The following is a 20,445-nucleotide window of genomic DNA, read 5'->3' as shown; positions in this document are numbered from 1 at the left end:
TCGAATGGCCAGGCTTCTGTAGGAGCGAAGCTTGCTCGCGATAGGCGCGGCGCGATGTACCAGCCTGATCGCGCTCAGGCGTCAGTGGCGAATCAACCGAGTCCGCAACTCAAGGCTGGCCTGCGGCTCGAGGTCCAGCCAGAAATGCTGTTTGCCGGCGATCTCGGCGGCTGCGGGCAGGCCGTCGCGGTACACCAGCCGGTTGCCGGCCAGGGCCGGGACCTTCGGCCCGGGCAGCAAGGTGCCGGCGAGGTTCAGCGGGTCGACGCCACACACCGCGATCAGGCTGCCATCCAGCGGGCGCCGGCGAACTTCGCGCAACAGGGCGATGGCCTCGGGCAGGGCGAACTGCTCGCCGGCCAAGCCGCTGACAAAACGCCCGCCACGGATTTCGCCGCGGGCCTCCAGCCGATGGAAAGTGCGCAGCAGTTCGCGCCAGCTCGGCAGCCAGTCGGCCTCGCGCTCCAGCAGGCGCCAGAACACCACGCCATAACGTCGCAACAGGGTCATGGCGATGTGTTCCAGGGTGTCCGGTGGGAGTGCCTGCGCATGGCTGCCGACGCCCTCCAGCACCTGCGACGGGCGCCGTAGCAGGGCCCAACGCCCCGCATCGTCCATGCCGCCGACCAGCGCTCCGCGCCCGCGTCGGCTGCTGCGGGCCTGGCGCTTGCTGGCCGGGGTGATCAAGGCGCGCAGGCCGGCAAAACTGTCGGCATTTACCAGCCCGGCGGCCACCAGTTCCTGCAGGGCGATCTCCAGTTCGGTGCGCAGGACATGGGCTTCGTGCTGTAACTCATCGAAGAACAAGGCGCCGTGCTGGCTCAAGGCTTCATGGACCTTCTGTGCCTTGGGCGACAGCTCGCTGCTGTCGGGTTGCGCGCCCAAACCGCTCCACAGCGCGACCTGGCTGCGGGGCAGCAACACGATCGGCGTGTTGCGCAAGGTTGCACCAGCGGCTTTGTGCGGGGCGCTGAGGCGGCTCCAGACCACCTTGCCGTTGCGGCACAGCTCATCCAGCCAGGTGGCGGAGTAATCCTTGATCCGCGCCGGCAGCAGGTCGCTGTCCCAGGCACCGGCCGCGGCGGCATAACCCTCGAACTGGGCGACCGTCTGCGCCAGCATGGCGCTGCCCTGGCCCTGGGTGGCGCTGGACAGGTGCTGCCAGTCGAACAGAAAGCGCATCAGATCCTGCAGCGACACCGGTTCGATCTCCCGGCGCAGGCGTTTGACGGTGTAGCGATGAATCCGCGCCAGCAGATGCCGTTCGCACCACTCCTCCCGAGTCTCGCCGGGGCTGAAGCGGCCGCGCAGCACATAACCTTCACCTTCCAGTTGCGCCAGGACCTGGGCGACCTCGCTGGCGCTCAGGCCCAGGGGCGCGGCGATGTTCTCCAGCGGCAAGGGGCCGAAGCCGCTGAGCCGGGCTCGAATCACCTCCAGCAGCGCTTCATCGCGCTGCCATTGCTCATCGAAGCCGGGCAGAGCCTCGAGGACCGGTTGCAGCGGCGCCTGTGGATAAATCGCCCGCAGGCAACCCAGGCGCTCGACGGCCAGCCACAGGGCCTGCTTGTCGTCGATCTGCAACCGGCTGGCGCGCCCGCTGTCCGCCAGGGCTTGCAGCCAAGCGCTCCACTGCGGGTTGGCCTGGGCCTCCTGCTCGCCGATACAGGCCAGGCTCATCAGTGCTTCATGCATTTCATCCGGGTTGCCGGGGGCGGGCCAGGCTTCCTCGCGCACCGACTGGATGGCCTCGGCATCCAGGGCGCCAAGGTCGTCGCTGGATTCGGGGTCGCTCCAGCGGCGGCTGAGCACGGCCTGGGTCCGCCGCTCTTCCAAAGGCGCATCGTCGAGGAAGGTGTAAGGCCGGGCGCTGAGGATCTCCGCGGCCAGGGGCGAGGGCGCCGGCAGGTCGCGGCTGATCAGGCGCAACTCGCCGCGTTCCATGCGCCGCAACAGCTTCAGCCAGCCCTCGCTGTCCATGGCTTCGTGCAGGCAGTCGTCCAGGGTCTGCTCCACCAGCGGGTGATCGGGAATCTGCCGTTCGCCGGCGAGGTTTTCCAGGCAAGCGATCTGGTCGGGAAACACGCTGGCGATCAGGTCTTCGCTTTTCATCCGCTGGATCTGCGGCGCCACCTTGCGCCCGCCGACAAAGCGCGGCAGCGCCAGGGCCACCCCGGCATTCCAGCGCCAGCGCACGCCGAACAGCGGCGCGTCCAGCACCGCCTGGACCAGGATGTGTTCGGCGCCGTTGCTGTGCAGGTAACGCCAGACTTCGTCGAGCTCGAAACTGTGGCTGGTGGACAGCGACAGCACGATGGCGTCTTCGCTGGCGGCGGCCTGCAGTTCGAAGTTGAAGGTGCGGCAGAAGCGCTTGCGCAGCGCCAGGCCCCAGGCGCGATTGATCCGGCTGCCGAACGGCGTGTGGATGATCAGTTGGGTGCCGCCGGACTCATCGAAAAAGCGCTCCATGATCAGCGTGTCCTGGGACGGCAGCGCGCCCAGGCTCTGGCGGGCGCGGGCCAGGTAGTCGACCAGTTGTTCGGCGCTGGCGGCGTCCAGGCCAAGGCTGTCGCCCAGCCAGTCGAGGGCCGGCTGCAACTGGCCGGGCGTGGCACCGAGCAGTGCGTCGAGCCGGGCCAGCAGGCGCGCCACGGCAAACGACAGTTCGGCGCTGCGCCCGGGGGCTTCGCCAAGCCAGAACGGAATGGTCGGCGGCTGGCCATGGGCGTCCTCGACCCGCACCCGGCCGGTTTCCACCCGCAGGATACGGTACGAGGTGTTGCCCAGCTGAAACACATCGCCGGCGATGCTTTCCACCGCGAAGTCTTCGTTAACGCTGCCGATATTCAGCGCCTGGGGCTCCAGCAGCACGGCGTAGTCGGCGTTGTCGGGGATGGTGCCGCCACTGGTCACCGCCGTCAGTTGGCTGCCCCGCCGGCCGCGCAGGCTACGGTTGACGGCGTCGCGATGCAGGTAGGCGCTGCGAATGCCCTGGCGCCCGTTGTAGCCCTCGGCGAGCATGCGCAGCAGCGCCTGGAAATGCCCTTCGTCGAGGTCGCTATAGGGCGAGGCGCGGCGGATCATTGCCAGCAGCGGCTGTTCCTGCCATTCCTGGTTGCTGACTTCGGCGACGATCTGCTGCGCCAGCACATCCAGCGGCGCCCTGGGGATCTGCAGGGTGTCGAGCTCGCCGCGGTGCACGCATTCGAGCAGGGCGGCGCATTCGATCAGGTCGTCGCGGGTCAGGGCGAACAGGCGGCCCTTGGGCGTGCCGCCGACCTGGTGCCCGGAGCGCCCGACCCTTTGCAGGAACGCCGAGATCGAGCGCGGCGAGCCGACCTGGCACACCAGATCGACATCGCCGATATCGATGCCCAGCTCCAGCGAGGCGGTGGCGATCAGCACCTGCAAATCGCCGCGCTTGAGGCGTTGTTCGGCGTCCAGGCGAAACTCCTTGGCCAGGCTGCCGTGGTGGGCGGCCACCGCGTCCTTGCCCAGGCGCTTGCTCAGGTGACGGCTCAGGCGTTCGGCCAGGCGCCGGGTGTTGACGAACACCAGGGTGGTGCGGTGTTCCCGCGCCAGCTCGGCGATGCGTTCGTAGACCAGCTCCCAGACGTCGTTGGCCATGACCGCCGACAGCGGCACGGGCGGCACTTCGATGGCCAGGTCCCGGGGCCGGGCGTGTCCGATGTCGACGATCTCGCAGGGGCGTTCATGACCGACCAGGAAACGCGACACCGCTTCGATGGGCTTCTGCGTGGCCGACAAGCCGATGCGCGTCAGTGGTTCGCCACACAGCGCTTGCAGGCGCTCCAGGCTCAACACCAGGTGGCTGCCGCGCTTACTGGCGGCGATGGCGTGGATCTCGTCGACTATTACCGTGCGCGTGCTGGCCAGCATCTGCCGGCCAGAGGCCGAGCCCAGCAGCACATACAGCGATTCGGGGGTGGTCACCAGGATATGCGGCGCGCTCTTGCGCATGGCGCTGCGGTCTTTTTGCGGGGTGTCGCCGGTGCGCACCGCGGTGCTGATGCGCAACTGTGGCAGGCCCATGCGTTCGAGCTGTTGGGTAATCCCGGCCAGCGGGTCCTGCAGGTTGATCTGGATATCGTTGCTCAGGGCCTTGAGCGGCGAGACGTACACCACCAGGGTCTGCTCCGGCAGCGTGCCACCATTTTCCAGGCCACGATGCACCAGCTCGTCGATCACCGCGAGGAAGGCGGTCAGGGTCTTGCCCGAGCCGGTGGGCGCGGCGATCAGGGTCGAGCGGCGCTGGCGGATCAGCGGCCAGGCCCGGGCCTGGGCGGCGGTCGCCGCCGGGAAGCAGCTGTTGAACCAGGCGCTGACCGCGGGGTGGAAACCCGGCAGGGCGTCGGCGGGGATCTGGGGAAGGTTCATGCACAACGTTATGCGACCGCCGGGGCGAAGTTGCAAGGCTGTCTCGTCAGTGGCTACACGGACACCACGTGCTCTGTAGCCGCTGCCGCAGGCTGCGATCGAGCTGGGTGGCATTCCGACGTAGCGGTCGTAAAACCAGCCAATGCGATTTTCCAGACAGATCGCGGACTCAGGGTTTGCGGCAACTGCGTTGCCGATCGCAGCCTCGCGGGGCTCGGCAGCGGCTACAGAGGGGCGGTATGACCGACGGCGCTACACTTTCTCAGTGACGGTTGCGCCGGAAACCCGCAAAATGCAACGATTCTGAGCAATATTCATGGCCAAACCCGCGGGTCTGGCCGACTCAAACCATCGTTCCGAACAGATTGGGCCTGCTGACTCTATGCGAATGCGCCTTATGTTACTGGGCGGCGGAAATGCCCTTGGGCAGGCGCTGATTCGCCTCGGTGCAGAGGAAGACATCGGTTTCCTTGCCCCCCGTCCGCCGCAAGACGGCTGGGATGCCGCGAGCCTGACGCAACTGCTCGACGACACCCGTCCGGATGCCTTGATCAACCTTGCGTACTACTTCGACTGGTTCCAGGCGGAGAGTGTCCCCGAGGCACGCCTGGCCAGCCAGGAACGGGCGGTCGAGCGGCTTTCCGAGCTGTGCCAGCATCACAACATCATTCTTCTGCAGCCTTCCAGCTACCGCGTGTTCGACGGTTCGCGGGCCACCGCCTACAGCGAAAAGGACGAACCGGTACCGCTGGGCCTGCGTGGCCAGGCCTTGTGGCGGATCGAGCAGAATGTGCGGGCCACCTGCCCGCAGCATGTGCTGCTGCGTTTCGGCTGGCTGCTGGACGACAGCGCCGAAGGCACCCTGGGGCGTTTCCTGGCGCGTGCCGAGCAGCCCGAAGAGCTGCTGCTGGCCGACGACCGCCGCGGCAACCCGACGCCGGTGGACGATGCCGCCCGGGTGATCATTTCCGTGCTCAAGCAACTCGATTGCGCCGCGCCGCTGTGGGGCACCTACCACTACGCCGGCCATGAGGCGACCACGCCGCTGGCGCTGGGCCAGGCGATCCTCACCGAGGCCCGCAGCCTGCATCCGCTGGCTATCGAGGCGCCGACCGCCCAGGCCCACGCCGCCCGGCCGGACGCCGCCGAAGAACCGCAGCACGCGGTGCTGGCCTGCAAGAAAATCCTGCACACCTTCGGGATCAAGCCACGCGCCTGGCGCGCGGCGCTCCCGACTCTACTGGATAGGTTTTATCGTCATGGCTGATGGCCCAATTCTGATCACCGGCGGTGCCGGTTTCATCGGTTCGCACCTGACCGACGCTTTGCTCGCCAAGGGTTACTCGGTGCGGATCCTCGACGATCTGTCCACTGGTAAACCCAGCAACCTGCCGCTGGACAACCCGCGGGTCGAACTGATCGAAGGCGACGTCGCCGATTCGGCCCTGGTGGCACGGGCGATGAGCGGCTGCCGTGCGGTCGCGCACCTGGCGGCGGTCGCCTCGGTGCAGGCTTCGGTGGACGACCCGGTGCGTACCCACCAGAGCAACTTCATCGGCACCCTCAACGTCTGCGAGGCCATGCGCCAGGCCGGCGTCAAGCGCGTGCTGTTCGCCTCCAGCGCGGCGGTCTATGGCAACAATGGCGAGGGCGAATCGATCGACGAAGACACGCCCAAGGCGCCACTGACGCCCTATGCCTCGGACAAGCTGGCCAGCGAGTACTACCTTGATTTCTATCGCCGCCAGCATGGCCTGGAGCCGGCGATCTTCCGCTTCTTCAACATCTTCGGGCCGCGCCAGGATCCGTCCTCGCCGTACTCCGGGGTCATCAGCATCTTTTGCGAGCGTGCGCAGAAAGGCCTGCCGATCACCGTATTCGGCGATGGTGAGCAGACCCGCGATTTCATGTATGTCGAAGACCTGGTGGACGTGCTGGTGCAGTCCCTGGAAATGCCGCAGCTGGAAGTCGGCGCGGTGAATGTCGGCCTGAACCAGGCCACCACCCTCAAGCAATTGCTCGAGGCCCTGGGCGAGGTGGTGGGGCAGTTGCCACCGATCAGCTACGGCCCGGCGCGTTCAGGGGATATTCGCCATTCGCGGGCGAACAACCAGCGTCTGTTGCAGCGCTTCAAGTTCCCCGAGCCGACCCCGATGAGCGTCGGGCTGGCACGTTTGCTGGGCCTCTGAGCTTTCCCCCAGCGATGAAAAAAGGCGCCTTTGCAGGCGCCTTTTTTTATCTGGCCGATTTAGAACTTGTAGCCCAGGCCGACCATGTAGACCCATGGATCGACGTCCACGTCGACCTTGGCCCGGGTGCCGCCGGCGACCGCGTTGTTGTTCACGTAGGCGGTGGTGTCGATGTCCACGTAACGCACCTGGGCGTTGATCATCACGTTGTCGGTCAGCATGTAGTCGGCACCGACCTGCCAGGCCAGGCCCCAGGAGTTCTTCGCCCGGAAGTTGTCGAAACCGGCGGCGCTGGCGCGGCTGCCGACGTGTTCGTCATAGATCCAGGTGTAGTTGATACCGGCACCCACGTAAGGCTGGAAAGCGGCCTTGTGGTCCAGCGGGTAGTACACGACGCTCAGGGTCGGTGGCAGGTGCTTGAGGGTACCGAGCTTGCCGTTGGCGGCGTCCAGCGCGGTGCCCTTGAGCTTCACGTCATGCTCGAACGGGGTGGCCGCGAGCAGTTCGATGCCGATGTTGTTGGTCAGCATGTAGGCGAAGTTCAGGCCCAGCTGGGTGTCGCTGCTCATGGTCGCCTTGCCGCCGAGGTTGGCACCGGCCAACGGACCGCGGTCGACCTTGACGTCGCCGCTGTCGGCTTTCGGATTGACGGTGATGGCACCGGCGCGAACGATGATGTCGCCCGCTTCGTGGGCGTGGGCGAGCGGGGCGGCGAGCGCGAGCGCGAACAGGGAGGCGCTGAGCAGGGACTTGTGCATGGGAGCTCCAAAGGACGATTCGAGTTGGCTAGGTCCAATGGTAAGGATCGTCAAGGAACAGGCTTTGACTCAGCTCAATGAAAACCGGATCAGCGTGGGAGCGAGACGCTCGGGGGGCGCTCCGGGCGCTTTTGGAATCGATCGCGAGCAAGCTCGCTCCTACATGAACAATGCAGTTCCCTGTAGGAGCGAGCTTGCTCGCGATGAGGTCATGTACGGCACTGCAAAACCGACGGTTCACTCCTGCAATTCGTACACGTAGATCTTCTGCGCTTCCATCTGGTAACCCGCGTCGGCGATGTCGCTGGTGGACGCCTTGACCTGCATCGGCCCCTCGATCCAGTACGGCTGATACAGCTCGTCGAGCTTCACGCCGACCTCGCTTTTCACGTGCACGATCTGGTTCGAGGGCGGTGGCGGTACGTGGATACAGGCGCCGAAATACGGCACCAGCAGAAACTCCGTGGTGCGGCCTTCCTCACTGACTTCCAGCGGCACTATGTAGCCAGGCAGGCGCACCGACAGGCCGTCCAGGCTCTGCACCACCGGGGCGTTGGGCATCTCCTGCTTGGCCGCCGGGGCGGACTCGGCGGCCAGGGCGTCGCTCATCTGCGACAGGTCGTGCAGCGGCTTCATGTTCGGCACTTCCGCCGGGGCGTCCGGCGGGATCATTTCCGACCAGGCCAGGTCCCGCGGTTCGGCGGCCCACAGTGGCAGGGCGACCAGCATCAACAGCGCAAGCAGGGCAGGGGGCATGCCGGAGCTCCTCATGACTAGAGACCTCATAAACGGATGGACAGGCCATCGGCTAGCGATTGTCGGTAGGCGCGCCAGGCCGGCACGCTGCCCATCAGCAGGGCGGCGATCAGGATACCGCCGAGCAGCGTCCACTCATACTCGCTCGGCCAGGCCAGCGGCAGGTACAGGCCGTAGGTCGACTGCACATAACCCTGGGCCAGGGCGATGCCCAGGTACAGCAGGCCGAGCCCGGCGAGCACGCCGAACAGCGCCAGGGCGAAGGCTTCCAGCACCAGCAAGGTCGCGATATGCCAGGGGCGGGCGCCGACCGAACGCAGGATCGCCATCTCCCGGCGGCGCTCGTTGAGGCTGGTGAGGATCGCCGTGAGCATGCCGATCAGGCCGGTCAGCACCACGAACAACGACACCACGAACAAGGCTTTTTCCGCGGTGCCCATCAGGCTCCACAGTTCTTGCAGGGCGACCCCGGGCAGGATCGCCAGCATCGGTTCGCCGCGGTATTCGTTGATCTCGCGCTGCACGGCGAAGGTGGCGATCTTGCTGTTCAGGCCGAGCATGAAGGCGGTGATCGCTTGCGGCGTCAGGTCCATGTTGCGTGCCTGGTCGGCGCTGATGCGGCCGTTACCCTGGGCCGGCACACCGTTGTGCCAGTCGATGTGGATCGCCTCCATGCCGCCGAGGCTGATGTGCAGCGTGCGGTCCACCGGGGTGCCGGTGCGCTTGAGGATGCCGACCACGGTGAAGGGTTTGTCGTCGTGCTTGACCAGGCTGATGGCCGCCACGCCGTGGGCCAGCACCAGCTTGTCGCCGAGCTTGTAATGCAGGGCCTCGGCGACTTCGGCGCCGAGCACCACTTCGAACGGATCGCTGGCGAACTCGCGGCCGCTGGCCAGTTGCAGGTTCTGCTGGTGGCCGTACTGGTAATGCTCGAAGTAGGCCTCGGTGGTGCCCATTACCCGGTAGCCACGATGGGAGTCACCGAGGGAAATCGGGATCGCCCATTTCACTTTCGGGCTATTGGCGAAATGCTCGAAGCTGTCCCAGCGAATGTTGTTGGTGGCGTTGCCGATGCGGAACACCGAATACAGCAGCAGGTTCACCGAACCGGAGCGGGCGCCGACGATCAGGTCGGTGCCGCTGATGGTGCTGGCGAAACTGGCGCGGGCTTCGGTGCGCACCCGCTCGACCGCCAGCAGCAGGCAGACCGACAGGGCGATGGCGAAGGCGGTGAGGATCGCGGTGAAGCGGCGGTTAGCCAGGCTGGCCATGGCTAGACGGAACAGATACATCTCAGACCTCTGCGGGCGTGGCGGCGCGATTGAGTTCGGCCAGCGACAGGTTACGATCGAACAGCGGCGCCAGGCTCTGGTCGTGGCTGACGAACAACAGGCTGGCCCCGGCCTCGCGGCATTCGGCGAACAACAGGCGGATAAAGGCTTCGCGGGCGTCGTAGTCCAGCGCCGAGGTCGGCTCGTCGGCGATCACCAGTTCCGGCTGGCCGATCAGTGCGCGGGCGGCGGCGACCCGTTGTTGCTGGCCGATGGACAGCGAGTCGGCGCGGCGTTCGAGCAGGTCGGGGTCTTTCAACCCCAGGTGGGCGAGCAGGGTGGCCGCTGCCTGGTCGACACTGCCGTGGCGCTGCACGGCGCGGCCGGCGCGCAATTTGGAGAAGTGGCAGGGCAGCTCGACGTTCTCGCGCACCGAGAGAAACGGCAGCAGGTTGAACTGCTGGAAGATGTAGCCGGTGTGATCGACCCGGAAGCGGTCGCGGGCGCCGGCCGAGAGTTCGGTCAGCTCCTGGCCCAGCAGGCGGATGCTGCCGCAATCGGGTTTCTGCACGCCGCCGAGCAGGCCGAGCAGGGTGGTCTTGCCGCTGCCGCTGGGGCCCTTGAGGAACAGCGTTTCACCTGCTTCCAGGCGAAATGTCGGTATATCCAGCAACTGCGGATGGCCGGGCCAGCTGAAGCCCAGGTCGGACAATTGGATAAGTGCTTGGGTCATGTTGGGCCGATCATGGTGTGAGTTTTGTAGCCGCTGCCGAAGGCTGCGATAAGGTCCGCAGAACCTTCCGGGGGCCTCAAGAGCAACGACCCCTTCGGGCTCGATCGCAGCCTGTGGCAGCGGCTACAGGAGTCGCGGTCAGAACTTCAGGCTGGCGGCCTTGGAGGTCGCTTCCACGCCTTGCTGGCCACTTGGCGAGATGAGTTGTACCTGAATTTTCTGGGTAGCGGGGAAGGTCTTGAACACCCCGGCCAGGTCCAGGCTTTTCAGCGCACCCGGCGTGGCACAGGTGAACTGGTAGTGCGCATGGATCTCGCTGTGTTCGTGGTGATGCTCGTGGCCGTTGGCGTCCTTCGCTTCGTCATGGTCTTCGTCGTGATCCTCGGGCTTGTCGCCGAACAGCGGGCTTTCCAGTTCCTGTTGCGCCACCACGCAACCGGCGGAGGGCGGCAGGCTGAACAGTGCCAGCGGTTTTTCCAGCTGGGCCCGTACGGCGGCGACCTTGGCCTTGTCCGCGTCGGTGCTGGCGGCGTGTTCGAAACCCACCAGGTTCATCGCCGGGCTTTCCAGTTCCAGCTCCAGGGTCTGGCCGTCCAGCGCGGCGTTCAGGCGGGCCACGCCATGCTCGTGAGCGCCGAGGCTGCCGTGCTCATGGTCGTGATCGTGTTTTTCGGCCGCGTGAGCGATGGCCAGGGGCAATAGGGCGAACGGCAGGGCGAGCAGCAGACGACGCATGGCAAGTCTCCGGAGCGAACATGAAAAAAATGTTATGTAATCTTATAACAAGAGTGGCGAGAGTTTGACCGCCTGCTTGGCGTTGCGCAAGACGCATGGGAGCATGCTCGTCAGAAAAGATCGGGAGCAGAGCGATGGTGCGGATTCGTGGAAGCATCGGCGAATGGCCGGTGGATTTGACCCTGGAACTGGACGAGGCCGACTGGGATCAGTTGAGTGCCCGGCTGGGGGCGCCGTTGCAGGCGGCCAAAGCCGAAAGCGGTGCGCCCGTGGCCAAGCCGGCGAGCCAGGACGACGCGCTGTGGCAGATCGCCAGGGACTTGCTGCGCAAGGCCGGGCAATTGAGTGGCCCGGACCTGCTGGAGCAATTGGAAGGCCTGACCGGCAGCGCCGCGGCGGGCAAGCGCCTGCTGGTGCGCCTGCGTCATAGCGCACAGGTCAAGGTAGTGAGCGGCGGCGATACGCCGCTCTACAGCTGGATCGAGTAGGCAAGGGCTGAGCCGGCTTGCGATAAGCCGGCGCGGTTATCAGCTATGAATCAGTACAGCGCGGCGAACAGCTTGCGGCGGTAGGTGGTCACCAGCGGGTGATCGTTGCCCAGCAGCTCGAACACTTGCAGCAAGGTCTTGTGCGGCAGGCCTTCGTTGTAGCCGCGGTTGCGGATGAACAGCTTGAGCAGCGCATCCAGCGCCGCGTCGTACTGCTGGCGCGCCAGTTGCTGGATGGCCAGCTGATACACGGCCTCGTCGTCCTGCGGGTTCTGCGCCAGGCGGCTTTTCAGGTCGGCGCTGTCCGGCAGGTCGGCGGCCTGCTTGAGGAAGGTGATCTGCGCCTTGGCCCCGGCCAGCGCAGCCTTGTGCTCATCGCCGGTAACCGCGTCGAGCACGGTCTGAGCTTCGCCCAATTCACCGCGTTCGGCCAGGCAGCGGGCGTAGAGGATCAGCGCCTTGGCGTTGCTGTTATCTTCGCCCAGCAGCACTTTCAGCGTGGCCTCGGCCTCGGCGATGCGGCCTTCGGCGAACAGCGCTTCAGCCAGTTCCAGCGGATCGGCGGCCTTGGGCGGCGGCATCTGCACATGGGGTTCGAGCATGGTGCGCACCGCGGATTCCGGTTGCGCCCCGGCAAAGCCGTCCACCGGCTGGCCGTCCTTGAACAGCACCACGGTCGGCAGGCTGCGAATGCCGAAGCGGGCGACGATGTCCTGCTCGATATCGCAGTTGACCTTGGCCAGCAGCAGCTCGCCCTGATAGCTCTCGGCGATCTGTTGCAGCATCGGCATCAGCGCCTTGCAGGGCGCGCACCATTCGGCCCAGAAATCCACCAATACCGGCTTGTGGAACGAGTTCTCGATCACCGACTGGTCGAAGTCGGCGGTGCTGGCGTCGAAAATGTACGGCGTGTCCTGACTCATGGGGGATCTCGAAAAAACGTGAATGGAACCACTATAAGGCTTGGCGGGGGGCGGCTGAAAGCGGGGCATGGGGTGACCGCTAGATTGTTTCGCGGGCAAGCCTCGTTCCTACAGGCGGCGTTTCTTTTGTAGGAGCGAGGCTTGCCCGCGATAGGCCACAACGTGGCCCGTCCTCTATCAATCACGCTGCGCGTGATACAGGCTCACCTCGCGGAACTCCCAGGGCTCGGCCAGATCCGGCAGGGTCAGGGCGTGGAGCATTTCCAGGCGTCGGTACAGCGGATGCTGGAAGTCCTTGACCCGGGAGTCCGCCACCAGCGCCTGGCGTCCGCGGCTGAGGAATTCATCCAGCAGCGGCAGGTTGGCACGGTCATAGAGCACGTCGGCCACCAGGATCAGGTCGAAGCGGTCGGCTTCCGCGAAGAAGTCCGTGGAGTAACCCAGTTCAACCCCATTGAGCGCGGCATTCGCCCGGCAGGCGGCAATGGCCAGCGGGTCGAGATCGCAGGCCACCACTTCCAGCGCGCCGGCCTTCAGCGCCGCGATGCCGGCCACGCCGGAGCCGGCGCCGAAATCCAGTACCCGCTTGCCTTGCACCCACTGCGGCCGCTCGGCCAGGTAGCGCGCCAGGGCCAGGCCGCTGGCCCAGCAGAAACTCCAGTACGGCGGTTCATGGAGAATTCGCCGGGTTTCTTCCGGGGTGAAGGCGCGGTCCATGTTGTCGGCATCGATCAACCACAGCTTCAGCTCGGTTTCCGGCAGTTCGCAGGCCACCAGTTGGGCATCGCCCAGCAGTTCGCTCAGGGCGCGTTGCAGGTCGAGCGGTGGGGTCATGGTGCTTTGACAAATTGCAGCTGGCCCACGGCCTGGGTGGTCGGCTGGGTGATGAGTTGCGCCGGCAGGTGCAGGATCAACTGGCCGGACTGGCTGGCGCGGCCGCGCAGTTCGACGCGGGCGCCCACCGGGAAGACGTCGGGGTTGAAGCGCAGGCGAAACGGCAGGATCTTGTTGTTGCCGATCAGGTTGCTGCTGGCCAGCAAACGTTGCGGCCGGCCGCGCTCGTCGATCACCAGCAGCGCCAGTTCCACTTCGGCACCGCTCGGTACGCCTTGCAGGGTGCCGCTCAGTTCACGCTGGTAGGCCGGCAGCGGGCCGAGGTCGGTGGATTCCCGGGCTTTTTTCACACTCTGTTGGGGCGGCACGGTGGAGGCGGCCGGTTTCGGGGCGTCGCTGCTGCAAGCCACCAGCAGGCTGAAAAGGCTGAGCAGAACGAGCGGTCGTAGTGGCATGCGAAGCTCCAACAAGGCGAAATTCCATGTGCAAAACATAATAGTCGGTCTGTATACCGTAAAGGCTATGGCTTGTCTTGCCAGTGGGATGCGCTACCATGGCCCTCCCTTTTTTTGTTGCCTGCCACCATGCACTGTCCCTTCTGCGGTGCCAACGACACCAAGGTCATCGACTCGCGTCTGGTCGCCGAAGGCGAACAGGTGCGCCGCCGGCGTGAATGCCTGGCCTGCGGTGAACGTTTCACCACTTTCGAAACCGCCGAACTGGTGTTGCCGCGCCTGATCAAGACTGACGGCAGCCGTCAGCCCTTCGACGAAGAAAAACTCCGCGCTGGCATGCAGCGCGCCCTGGAAAAACGCCCGGTCAGCGTCGAGCGCCTGGAAGCCGCGCTGGTGCATATCAAGCACAAGCTGCGCGCCACCGGCGAGCGCGAGGTCAAATCCCTGGTCGTCGGCGAACTGGTGATGGCCGAGCTGCAAAAGCTCGATGAAGTGGCCTATATCCGCTTCGCCTCGGTCTACCGGCGCTTCCAGGATCTCAACGAATTCCGCGAAGAGATCGACCGTCTCGCCCGCGAGCCGGGCAAAGAATGAACATCTCCGGCGAACAGGCGGTACTCGACGCTCACTACATGGCGCGAGCCCTGGAGCTGGCCGCAAAGGGCCGCTTCAGCACTCACCCCAATCCGCGGGTCGGTTGTGTGATCGTGCGCGACGGCCAGGTCGTCGGTGAAGGCTGGCATGTACGGGCCGGCGAGCCCCATGCCGAAGTCCATGCCCTGCGTGCCGCCGGTGCCAACGCCCGTGGCGCCACCGCTTACGTGACCCTCGAGCCCTGCAGCCATCACGGCCGTACGCCGCCGTGCGCCGATGCTTTGGTGGACGCCGGCGTGGCGCGGGTCGTGGCGGCGATGCAGGACCCCAATCCGGAAGTCGCCGGCCGTGGCCTGCAGCGCCTGGCCCAGGCTGGCATCGCCACCCACAGTGGGGTGATGGAGCAGGAAGCGCGGGCGCTCAACCGGGGTTTCCTCAAGCGCATGGAACACGGCTTGCCGTTCGTGCGGGTCAAGCTGGCCATGAGCCTGGACGGGCGCACCGCCATGGCCAGCGGCGAAAGCCAGTGGATCACCGGCCCCGCCGCGCGTTCCGCGGTGCAGCGCCTGCGGGCCGAGGCCAGCGTGGTGTTGACCGGTGCCGACACGGTGCTGGCGGACAACGCCCGACTGACCGTGCGTGCCGAGGAACTGGGGCTGGATGCGGAGCAGACCGCCCTGGCCATGAGCCGTCCACCCTTGCGCGTATTGATCGACGGCCGCCTGCGGGTGCCGCTCGATGCGCCGTTCTTCAAGGCGGGGCCGGCGCTGGTCGCTACCTGCGCCGCGGTGGAGGAACAGTACGCCAACGGTCCGGAGTGCCTGATCGTGCCGGGTGCCGATGGCCAGGTGGACCTGCGTCGGCTGCTGAGCGAGCTGGCCGCCCGCGGCGTCAACGAGGTGCTGGTGGAAGCCGGCCCGCGCCTGGCGGGCGCATTTGCCCAGCAAGGCTTGGTGGACGAGTACCAGATCTTTGTCGCCGGCAAGTTCCTTGGTTCCTCGGCGCGACCGCTGCTCGACTGGCCGCTGACGCAGATGCGCGAGGCGCCGCAGCTGAAAATCATTGAAATGCGCGCCGTAGGCGATGACTGGCGAGTCATTGCCATTCCTCTGCCAGCAGCGAGCGTATAATTTCGGGCCTTCGCCACGCGGCGACCCTGTTCTCGAGGAGGACTCCATGTTTACAGGCATCATCGAATCCATCGGCAGCATCCGCGCATTGAGCCCCAAAGGCGGCGATGTGCGGGTGTATGTGGAAACCGGCAAGCTCGACCTGGGCGACGTGAAGCTGGGCGACAGCATCGCGGTGAACGGCGTCTGCCTGACGGCGGTGGAACTGCCGGGCGACGGCTTCTGGGCCGACGTCAGCCGCGAGACCCTGGATTGCACCGCTTTCCATCAATTGAAGGCCGGCAGCCGGGTCAACCTGGAAAAGGCCCTGACTCCGACCACCCGCCTGGGCGGCCATCTGGTCAGCGGCCACGTCGACGGTGTCGGCGAGGTGGTGGCCCGGGAAGAAAATGCCCGCGCTATCCAGTTCCGCATCCGCGCGCCCAAGGACCTGGCCAAGTACATCGCCCACAAGGGCTCGATCACCGTCGACGGCACCAGCCTGACGGTCAACGCGGTCAATGGCGCCGAGTTCGAGCTGACCATCGTCCCGCACACGCTGGCCGAAACCATCATGGCCGACTACCGGCCGGGCCGTCAGGTCAACCTCGAGGTCGACCTGCTGGCGCGTTACCTGGAGCGCCTGCTGCTGGGCGACAAGGCCGCGGAGCCTTCGAGCGGCGGCATTACCGAAAGTTTTCTGGCCGCTAACGGCTACCTCAAATCCTGAACCTCAAATTTTGAAAGAAGGGGGGTGCCGCGTGGCGCTCAACAGCATCGAAGAACTGGTTGAAGACATCCGCCAAGGCAAGATGGTCATCCTCATGGATGACGAAGACCGCGAGAACGAAGGCGACCTGATCATGGCCGCCGAGTGCTGCAAGGCCGAGCACATCAACTTCATGGCCAAGCACGCCCGCGGCCTGATCTGCATGCCGATGAGCCGCGAGCGTTGCGAGCTGCTCAAGCTGCCCTTGATGGCGCCGCGCAACGGTTCCGGGTTCGGCACCAAGTTCACCGTGTCCATCGAGGCCACCACCGGCGTGACCACCGGCATCTCCGCCGCCGATCGTGCGCGCACGGTGCAGGCGGCTGCCGCCAAGGACGCCAAGGCCGAAGATATCGTCAGCCCGGGCCATATCTTCCCGCTGATGGCCCAGCCGGGTGGCACCCTGGCCCGTGCCGGCCACACCGAAGCCGCCTGCGACCTGGCGCGCATGGCCGGTTTCGAGCCGAGCGGGGTGATCTGCGAAGTGATGAACGACGACGGCACCATGTCCCGTCGCGCCGAGCTGGAAGCCTTCGCCGCCGAACACAACATCAAGATCGGCACCATCGCCGACCTGATTCACTACCGGATGATCCACGAACGTACCGTTCAGCGGATTGCCGAGCAGCCGCTGGACAGCGAGTTGGGCCAGTTCAACCTGGTGACCTACCGTGATTCGGTGGAAGGCGACGTGCACATGGCGCTGACCCTGGGCAACATCTGCGCGGAAGAGCCGACCCTGGTTCGCGTGCACAACATGGACCCGCTACGCGACCTGCTGATGGTCAAGCAGCCTGGCCGCTGGAGCCTGCGGGCCGCGATGGCCACGGTGGCCGAGGCCGGCAGCGGCGTGGTGCTGTTGCTGGGCCACCCGCTGGACGGCGACGTGCTGCTGGCGCATATCCGCGAAACGGCCGAGCACGCGCCTGCGAAAAAACCGACCACCTACAGCATCGTCGGTGCCGGTTCGCAGATCCTGCGCGACCTGGGCGTACGTAAAATGCGCCTGATGAGTGCGCCGATGAAATTTAATGCGATATCCGGTTTCGACCTGGAAGTTGTAGAATACGTGCCCTCCGAATAAAAGCCGGTTGTTGCGGGCTTGAAATTCGCGGTTCAAATATCACTAGTGAGCGCGTAGTGAACGCGCTCCGGCTCTTTAAGAGATTTGTCGAATGACCCTGAAGACCATCGAAGGTACCTTCATCGCCCCCAAAGGCCGCTATGCCCTGGTGGTCGGCCGTTTCAACAGCTTCGTCGTCGAAAGCCTGGTCAGCGGCGCCGTTGACGCCCTGGTCCGTCACGGCGTGAGCGAAAGCGACATCACCGTGATCCGTGCCCCTGGCGCCTTCGAGATTCCGCTGGTTGCGCAGAAAGTCGCGCAGAAGGGCGAGTTCGCGGCGATCATCGCCCTGGGCGCGGTCATTCGTGGCGGCACTCCGCACTTCGAATACGTGGCGGGCGAATGCACCAAGGGCCTGGCCCAGGTGTCCATGGAGTTCGGCGTACCGGTCGCCTTCGGCGTGCTGACCGTCGACTCGATCGAGCAAGCCATCGAACGTTCCGGCACCAAGGCCGGCAACAAAGGTGCTGAAGCTGCCTTGTCCGCTCTGGAAATGGTCAGCCTGCTGGCGCAGTTGGAGGCCAAGTGATTAGCGACGAAAGCGATCGTTTCAACCCGCGCGATCCGAAACCTGCGGACGCTGGCAAGCCATCCAAGAGCGCCAAGCGTCGCGAAGCCCGTCAGCTCGCGACCCAGGCGCTGTACCAATGGCACATGGCCAAGCACTCGCTGAACGAGATCGAAGCGCAGTTCCGGGTCGACAACGATTTCACCGACATCGACGGTGCCTACTTCCGTGAGATCCTGCACGGCGTTCCGGCCAACAAGAACGAGATCGACAACGCTCTCGCCCCTTGCCTGGACCTCACCATCGAAGAGCTGGACCCGGTCGAACTGGCGGTCCTGCGCCTGTCCACCTGGGAACTGCTCAAGCGCGTCGACGTGCCGTACCGCGTTGTGATCAACGAAGGTATCGAACTGGCCAAGGTCTTCGGTTCCACCGACGGCCACAAGTTCGTCAACGGCGTACTCGACAAGCTGGCCCCGCGTCTGCGTGAAGCTGAAGTGAAGGCATTCAAGCGCTGATCCGCGCTTGCAGCTGCCATGGGCGAGTTTGAGCTGATCCGTAACTTCTTCGCTGCCGCGCCTTGTGCGCAGGGCGGCGAGGGCGTTGCACTGGGGATTGGCGACGACTGCGCCTTGCTGGCTGTTCCCCCCGGCGAACAGTTGGCGATTTCCACCGACACCCTGGTGGCCGGTGTGCATTTCGCAGACCCCTGCGACCCTTTCCTGCTCGGCCAGCGCTCGCTGGCAGTGGCGGTCAGCGACCTGGCGGCCATGGGCGCTGCGCCCGTCGCCTTCACCCTTGCCCTGACCTTGCCGACGGTTGAAACCGATTGGCTGCAAGCCTATGCCAATGGCCTGAGCGCCATGGCGCAGAGCTGTGGCGTACGCCTGGTAGGCGGCGACACCACGCGTGGCCCGTTGACCCTGACCATGACCGTGTTCGGTCGCGTACCCGCCGGCCAGGCCCTGACCCGCAGCGGTGCCCGTCCGGGCGATCTGCTGTGTGTGGGTGGCGAACTGGGCAATGGCGCTGGGGCCTTGCCCCTGGTGCTCGGACAGCGCAGCGCCGATCCGGATATCGCCGAGCCCTTGCTGGCCCACTACTGGTCGCCGCAACCGCAACTGGCCCTGGGCCAGGCGCTGCGTGGCAAGGCCAGCGCGGCCCTGGATATCTCCGATGGCCTGCTGGCCGACTGCGGGCACATTGCTGCGGCTTCGGCTGTCGGCTTGCTGATCGAAAGTGAAAAACTGCCGATGTCCCGGGCGTTGTTGAGCTTTCTCGGTGAGAATGAGGCCCGCTCGGCGGCCCTCAGCGGCGGCGACGACTACGTGCTGGTCTTCACCTTGCCCGAAGCCGAGCTGGCGCCGCTGCTCGCCGCCGGCTGGCCGGTGCATGTGCTGGGCCGGGTCGTGGCCGGGCAGGGCGTGGTGCTGCTGGATGCCGAGGGGCGGGACATCACCCCGAGCACTCGGGGCTATCAACATTTTCGGGAGACACCGTGACAGATCATCCCAAACAGGTTCCGGCAGAGTTCGTGCCGCCCTCCGTCTGGCGTAATCCCTGGCATTTCCTGGCCTTCGGCTTCGGTTCGGGCACCTTGCCCAAGGCCCCGGGGACCTGGGGCTCGCTGGTGGCGCTACCGTTCATTCCGCTGTGGCAGATGCTGCCGGACTGGGGCTACTGGCTGATGCTCGGCATCACCATGCTGTTCGGCTTCTGGCTGTGCGGCAAGGTGGCCGACGACCTGCGGGTGCATGACCATGAAGGCATCGTCTGGGACGAAATGGTCGGCATGTGGATCACCCTGTGGCTGGTGCCGGAAGGCTGGCAGTGGTTGCTGGCGGGCTTCCTGATGTTCCGCTTCTTCGACATTCTCAAGCCCTGGCCGATTCGCTGGATCGACCGGCATGTGCACGGCGGTATCGGGATCATGCTCGACGACGTGCTGGCCGGTGTCTTCGCCTGGTTGGCGATGCAGGGGCTGGTGTGGTGCTTTGCCTGAGGAATCAGCCATGCCGGTCGCTCGCGCTCTGCTGGTAACGCTCTGTGTCTTGACCGCCGGCCTGGTCCGGGCCGCAGAGCCGGCGGCGCTGCCCGGGGAAATCCGGGTGGCCAGCGAGGAGTGGGACAACTACACCCAGGCCGATGGCCAGGGCATGGCCTGGGATATCCTGCGCGAAGTCTTCGAGACCCAGGGCGTGAAGCTCGACATGCGCAGTGTGCCCTACACCCGCTCGGTCGGGCTGGTGCAGCGGCGTGAAGTCGATGCCCTGGTCGGCTCCTATCGGGACGAAACCGATGGCGCCCTGTATCCGCGCTGGAACTACGACACCGACCATATCTACAGCCTGGGCCTGGCGACGAGTTCGCCGCCGACCCTGGCCACGCTCGGCAACTACCGCCTGGTCTGGGTGCGCGGCTACCGCTATCAGGACTACTTGCCCAATATTCAGCGTTTCAATGAAATCCGCCGGCGGGTCGGTATCTTGCCGATGCTCCAGCAAGGTCGCGCCGACTTCTATATCGATGCCCTGACCGAGGTCGATTTTGTCCTGTCCCAGGCCGAGGACCGCTCACAGTTCCGACGCACCCATCTGGCCGAACTGCCGCTGTTCCTGGGCTTTGCCGACAATGAACGGGGCCGGGTGCTGCGCGCGCTGTTCGATCGGCGGATGGACGAGTTGGTGAAAAACGGCCGTTTGCGTCCGATTTTCCAGCGCTGGCAGCAGCCCTATCCGTTCGATACCGGGCGTCTGCCTGAAGACCGTTGATCTAACTTCTCGATCTTTATGTCCGATAATT

The 20,445-nt window shown here is 65.5% G+C and carries 21 protein-coding genes; 12 read left to right on the top strand and 9 right to left on the bottom strand.

Features of this window, described 5'->3' with window-relative positions; all coding sequences use genetic code 11:
• Window positions 1–81 precede the first annotated feature (81 nt).
• The gene (locus PVZ80_RS10970; RefSeq protein ID WP_273863893.1) at window positions 82–4,398 is read right to left on the bottom strand and encodes a DEAD/DEAH box helicase; all 4,317 of its coding nucleotides are present in this window, start codon (window positions 4,396–4,398) and stop codon (window positions 82–84) included.
• 382 nt (window positions 4,399–4,780) lie between these two features.
• Here PVZ80_RS10970 and PVZ80_RS10965 point away from each other — a divergent pair, with 382 nt between their 5' ends.
• Together PVZ80_RS10965 and PVZ80_RS10960 are read left to right on the top strand one after the other, a co-directional pair.
• Window positions 4,781–5,665: a sugar nucleotide-binding protein gene (locus PVZ80_RS10965; protein WP_273863892.1), complete on the top strand. Its 885-nt coding sequence runs from the start codon at window positions 4,781–4,783 to the stop codon at window positions 5,663–5,665.
• Window positions 5,658–6,587, top strand: coding sequence for an NAD-dependent epimerase/dehydratase family protein (locus PVZ80_RS10960; RefSeq protein WP_053270044.1), 930 nt, complete (start codon window positions 5,658–5,660; stop codon window positions 6,585–6,587). Before PVZ80_RS10965 ends, PVZ80_RS10960 begins: the two co-directional genes overlap by 8 nt.
• 59 nt (window positions 6,588–6,646) lie before the next feature.
• Here PVZ80_RS10960 and PVZ80_RS10955 read toward each other — a convergent pair whose 3' ends face one another.
• The 5 genes from PVZ80_RS10955 to PVZ80_RS10935 all read right to left on the bottom strand — a co-directional run bounded on the left by PVZ80_RS10955 (window position 6,647) and on the right by PVZ80_RS10935 (window position 10,840).
• The gene (locus PVZ80_RS10955; protein WP_009051101.1) at window positions 6,647–7,345 is read right to left on the bottom strand and encodes an OmpW/AlkL family protein; all 699 of its coding nucleotides are present in this window, start codon (window positions 7,343–7,345) and stop codon (window positions 6,647–6,649) included.
• 237 nt (window positions 7,346–7,582) lie between these two features.
• The gene (locus tag PVZ80_RS10950) at window positions 7,583–8,101 is read right to left on the bottom strand and encodes a DUF3299 domain-containing protein (RefSeq protein WP_273863891.1); all 519 of its coding nucleotides are present in this window, start codon (window positions 8,099–8,101) and stop codon (window positions 7,583–7,585) included.
• Window positions 8,102–8,127: 26 nt separating this feature from the next.
• Window positions 8,128–9,393, bottom strand: coding sequence for an ABC transporter permease (locus PVZ80_RS10945; RefSeq protein WP_038635565.1), 1,266 nt, complete (start codon window positions 9,391–9,393; stop codon window positions 8,128–8,130).
• A 1-nt stretch (window position 9,394) separates the two neighbouring features.
• On the bottom strand, window positions 9,395–10,105 hold the full coding sequence (locus tag PVZ80_RS10940) for an ABC transporter ATP-binding protein (protein ID WP_273863890.1): 711 nt from the start codon (window positions 10,103–10,105) through the stop codon (window positions 9,395–9,397).
• 138 nt (window positions 10,106–10,243) lie between these two features.
• Window positions 10,244–10,840, bottom strand: a complete 597-nt coding sequence (locus PVZ80_RS10935) for a DUF2796 domain-containing protein (protein WP_273863889.1) — start codon at window positions 10,838–10,840, stop codon at window positions 10,244–10,246.
• Between the two features lie 134 nt (window positions 10,841–10,974).
• Here PVZ80_RS10935 and PVZ80_RS10930 point away from each other — a divergent pair, with 134 nt between their 5' ends.
• Window positions 10,975–11,328: a hypothetical protein gene (locus PVZ80_RS10930; RefSeq protein WP_016702661.1), complete on the top strand. Its 354-nt coding sequence runs from the start codon at window positions 10,975–10,977 to the stop codon at window positions 11,326–11,328.
• 50 nt (window positions 11,329–11,378) lie between these two features.
• Here the strand turns inward: PVZ80_RS10930 and trxA are convergent, their stop codons facing one another.
• The 3 genes from trxA to PVZ80_RS10915 all read right to left on the bottom strand — a co-directional run bounded on the left by trxA (window position 11,379) and on the right by PVZ80_RS10915 (window position 13,540).
• A complete protein-coding gene (trxA, locus tag PVZ80_RS10925) occupies window positions 11,379–12,251 on the bottom strand; it encodes a thioredoxin (protein WP_016702662.1) in 873 nt (290 codons plus the stop codon).
• 177 nt (window positions 12,252–12,428) lie between these two features.
• Window positions 12,429–13,085 carry a class I SAM-dependent methyltransferase gene (locus PVZ80_RS10920; protein WP_038635559.1) on the bottom strand — a complete coding sequence of 219 codons (657 nt, stop codon included), beginning with the start codon at window positions 13,083–13,085 and terminating at the stop codon, window positions 12,429–12,431.
• A complete protein-coding gene (locus PVZ80_RS10915; RefSeq protein WP_038635556.1) occupies window positions 13,082–13,540 on the bottom strand; it encodes a lipoprotein in 459 nt (152 codons plus the stop codon). The genes PVZ80_RS10920 and PVZ80_RS10915 overlap by 4 nt, the downstream gene beginning before the upstream one ends.
• Window positions 13,541–13,669: 129 nt before the next feature.
• On the opposite strand from PVZ80_RS10915, the gene nrdR reads away from it, so the two are divergent.
• From nrdR to PVZ80_RS10870, 9 genes are all read left to right on the top strand, one after another.
• The gene (nrdR, locus tag PVZ80_RS10910) at window positions 13,670–14,134 is read left to right on the top strand and encodes a transcriptional regulator NrdR (protein ID WP_007924133.1); all 465 of its coding nucleotides are present in this window, start codon (window positions 13,670–13,672) and stop codon (window positions 14,132–14,134) included.
• On the top strand, window positions 14,131–15,264 hold the full coding sequence (gene ribD, locus PVZ80_RS10905) for a bifunctional diaminohydroxyphosphoribosylaminopyrimidine deaminase/5-amino-6-(5-phosphoribosylamino)uracil reductase RibD (RefSeq protein ID WP_016702665.1): 1,134 nt from the start codon (window positions 14,131–14,133) through the stop codon (window positions 15,262–15,264). Before nrdR ends, ribD begins: the two co-directional genes overlap by 4 nt.
• 46 nt (window positions 15,265–15,310) lie before the next feature.
• Complete coding sequence (locus tag PVZ80_RS10900; protein WP_009051091.1) at window positions 15,311–15,973, top strand: riboflavin synthase; 663 nt, start codon at window positions 15,311–15,313, stop codon at window positions 15,971–15,973.
• Between the two features lie 31 nt (window positions 15,974–16,004).
• Complete coding sequence (ribBA, locus tag PVZ80_RS10895; protein WP_016702666.1) at window positions 16,005–17,096, top strand: bifunctional 3,4-dihydroxy-2-butanone-4-phosphate synthase/GTP cyclohydrolase II; 1,092 nt, start codon at window positions 16,005–16,007, stop codon at window positions 17,094–17,096.
• A gap of 91 nt (window positions 17,097–17,187) precedes the next feature.
• The gene (gene ribH / locus PVZ80_RS10890) at window positions 17,188–17,664 is read left to right on the top strand and encodes a 6,7-dimethyl-8-ribityllumazine synthase (protein WP_007924117.1); all 477 of its coding nucleotides are present in this window, start codon (window positions 17,188–17,190) and stop codon (window positions 17,662–17,664) included.
• Complete coding sequence (gene nusB / locus PVZ80_RS10885) at window positions 17,661–18,161, top strand: transcription antitermination factor NusB (RefSeq protein WP_009051090.1); 501 nt, start codon at window positions 17,661–17,663, stop codon at window positions 18,159–18,161. Before ribH ends, nusB begins: the two co-directional genes overlap by 4 nt.
• A gap of 18 nt (window positions 18,162–18,179) precedes the next feature.
• Window positions 18,180–19,145 carry a thiamine-phosphate kinase gene (gene thiL / locus PVZ80_RS10880; RefSeq protein WP_041987475.1) on the top strand — a complete coding sequence of 322 codons (966 nt, stop codon included), beginning with the start codon at window positions 18,180–18,182 and terminating at the stop codon, window positions 19,143–19,145.
• Window positions 19,142–19,645 (top strand): phosphatidylglycerophosphatase A family protein, encoded by a 504-nt coding sequence (locus tag PVZ80_RS10875; RefSeq protein ID WP_009045821.1) that lies wholly within the window; start codon window positions 19,142–19,144, stop codon window positions 19,643–19,645. Before thiL ends, PVZ80_RS10875 begins: the two co-directional genes overlap by 4 nt.
• 10 nt (window positions 19,646–19,655) lie before the next feature.
• The gene (locus PVZ80_RS10870; protein ID WP_273863888.1) at window positions 19,656–20,414 is read left to right on the top strand and encodes a substrate-binding periplasmic protein; all 759 of its coding nucleotides are present in this window, start codon (window positions 19,656–19,658) and stop codon (window positions 20,412–20,414) included.
• Window positions 20,415–20,445 lie beyond the last annotated feature (31 nt).

Origin of the sequence: Pseudomonas sp. B3G-3, from assembly GCF_028640915.1 — a bacterium.
Classification (GTDB): Bacteria; Pseudomonadota; Gammaproteobacteria; order Pseudomonadales; family Pseudomonadaceae; genus Aquipseudomonas; species Aquipseudomonas chlororaphis_I.
The sequence above is the reverse complement of the archived record's forward strand: the minus strand, read 5'-3'. Positions and strand labels throughout refer to the sequence as shown.

Excerpts from the sequence above, each read along its gene's own strand:
- PVZ80_RS10945 (WP_038635565.1), bottom strand. The coding sequence starts at position 9,393 with ATGTATCTGTTCCGTCTAGCCATGGCCAGCCTGGCTAACCGCCGCTTC.
- PVZ80_RS10940 (WP_273863890.1), bottom strand. The coding sequence starts at position 10,105 with ATGACCCAAGCACTTATCCAATTGTCCGACCTGGGCTTCAGCTGGCCC.
- PVZ80_RS10970 (WP_273863893.1), bottom strand. The coding sequence starts at position 4,398 with ATGAACCTTCCCCAGATCCCCGCCGACGCCCTGCCGGGTTTCCACCCC.
- PVZ80_RS10965 (WP_273863892.1), top strand. The coding sequence starts at position 4,781 with ATGCGAATGCGCCTTATGTTACTGGGCGGCGGAAATGCCCTTGGGCAG.
- ribD (WP_016702665.1), top strand. The coding sequence starts at position 14,131 with ATGAACATCTCCGGCGAACAGGCGGTACTCGACGCTCACTACATGGCG.
- trxA (WP_016702662.1), bottom strand. The coding sequence starts at position 12,251 with ATGAGTCAGGACACGCCGTACATTTTCGACGCCAGCACCGCCGACTTC.
- PVZ80_RS10930 (WP_016702661.1), top strand. The coding sequence starts at position 10,975 with ATGGTGCGGATTCGTGGAAGCATCGGCGAATGGCCGGTGGATTTGACC.
- PVZ80_RS10950 (WP_273863891.1), bottom strand. The coding sequence starts at position 8,101 with ATGCCCCCTGCCCTGCTTGCGCTGTTGATGCTGGTCGCCCTGCCACTG.
- PVZ80_RS10920 (WP_038635559.1), bottom strand. The coding sequence starts at position 13,085 with ATGACCCCACCGCTCGACCTGCAACGCGCCCTGAGCGAACTGCTGGGC.
- PVZ80_RS10900 (WP_009051091.1), top strand. The coding sequence starts at position 15,311 with ATGTTTACAGGCATCATCGAATCCATCGGCAGCATCCGCGCATTGAGC.
- nrdR (WP_007924133.1), top strand. The coding sequence starts at position 13,670 with ATGCACTGTCCCTTCTGCGGTGCCAACGACACCAAGGTCATCGACTCG.
- ribH (WP_007924117.1), top strand. The coding sequence starts at position 17,188 with ATGACCCTGAAGACCATCGAAGGTACCTTCATCGCCCCCAAAGGCCGC.
- thiL (WP_041987475.1), top strand. The coding sequence starts at position 18,180 with ATGGGCGAGTTTGAGCTGATCCGTAACTTCTTCGCTGCCGCGCCTTGT.
- PVZ80_RS10960 (WP_053270044.1), top strand. The coding sequence starts at position 5,658 with ATGGCTGATGGCCCAATTCTGATCACCGGCGGTGCCGGTTTCATCGGT.
- PVZ80_RS10935 (WP_273863889.1), bottom strand. The coding sequence starts at position 10,840 with ATGCGTCGTCTGCTGCTCGCCCTGCCGTTCGCCCTATTGCCCCTGGCC.
- PVZ80_RS10955 (WP_009051101.1), bottom strand. The coding sequence starts at position 7,345 with ATGCACAAGTCCCTGCTCAGCGCCTCCCTGTTCGCGCTCGCGCTCGCC.
- PVZ80_RS10915 (WP_038635556.1), bottom strand. The coding sequence starts at position 13,540 with ATGCCACTACGACCGCTCGTTCTGCTCAGCCTTTTCAGCCTGCTGGTG.
- PVZ80_RS10870 (WP_273863888.1), top strand. The coding sequence starts at position 19,656 with ATGCCGGTCGCTCGCGCTCTGCTGGTAACGCTCTGTGTCTTGACCGCC.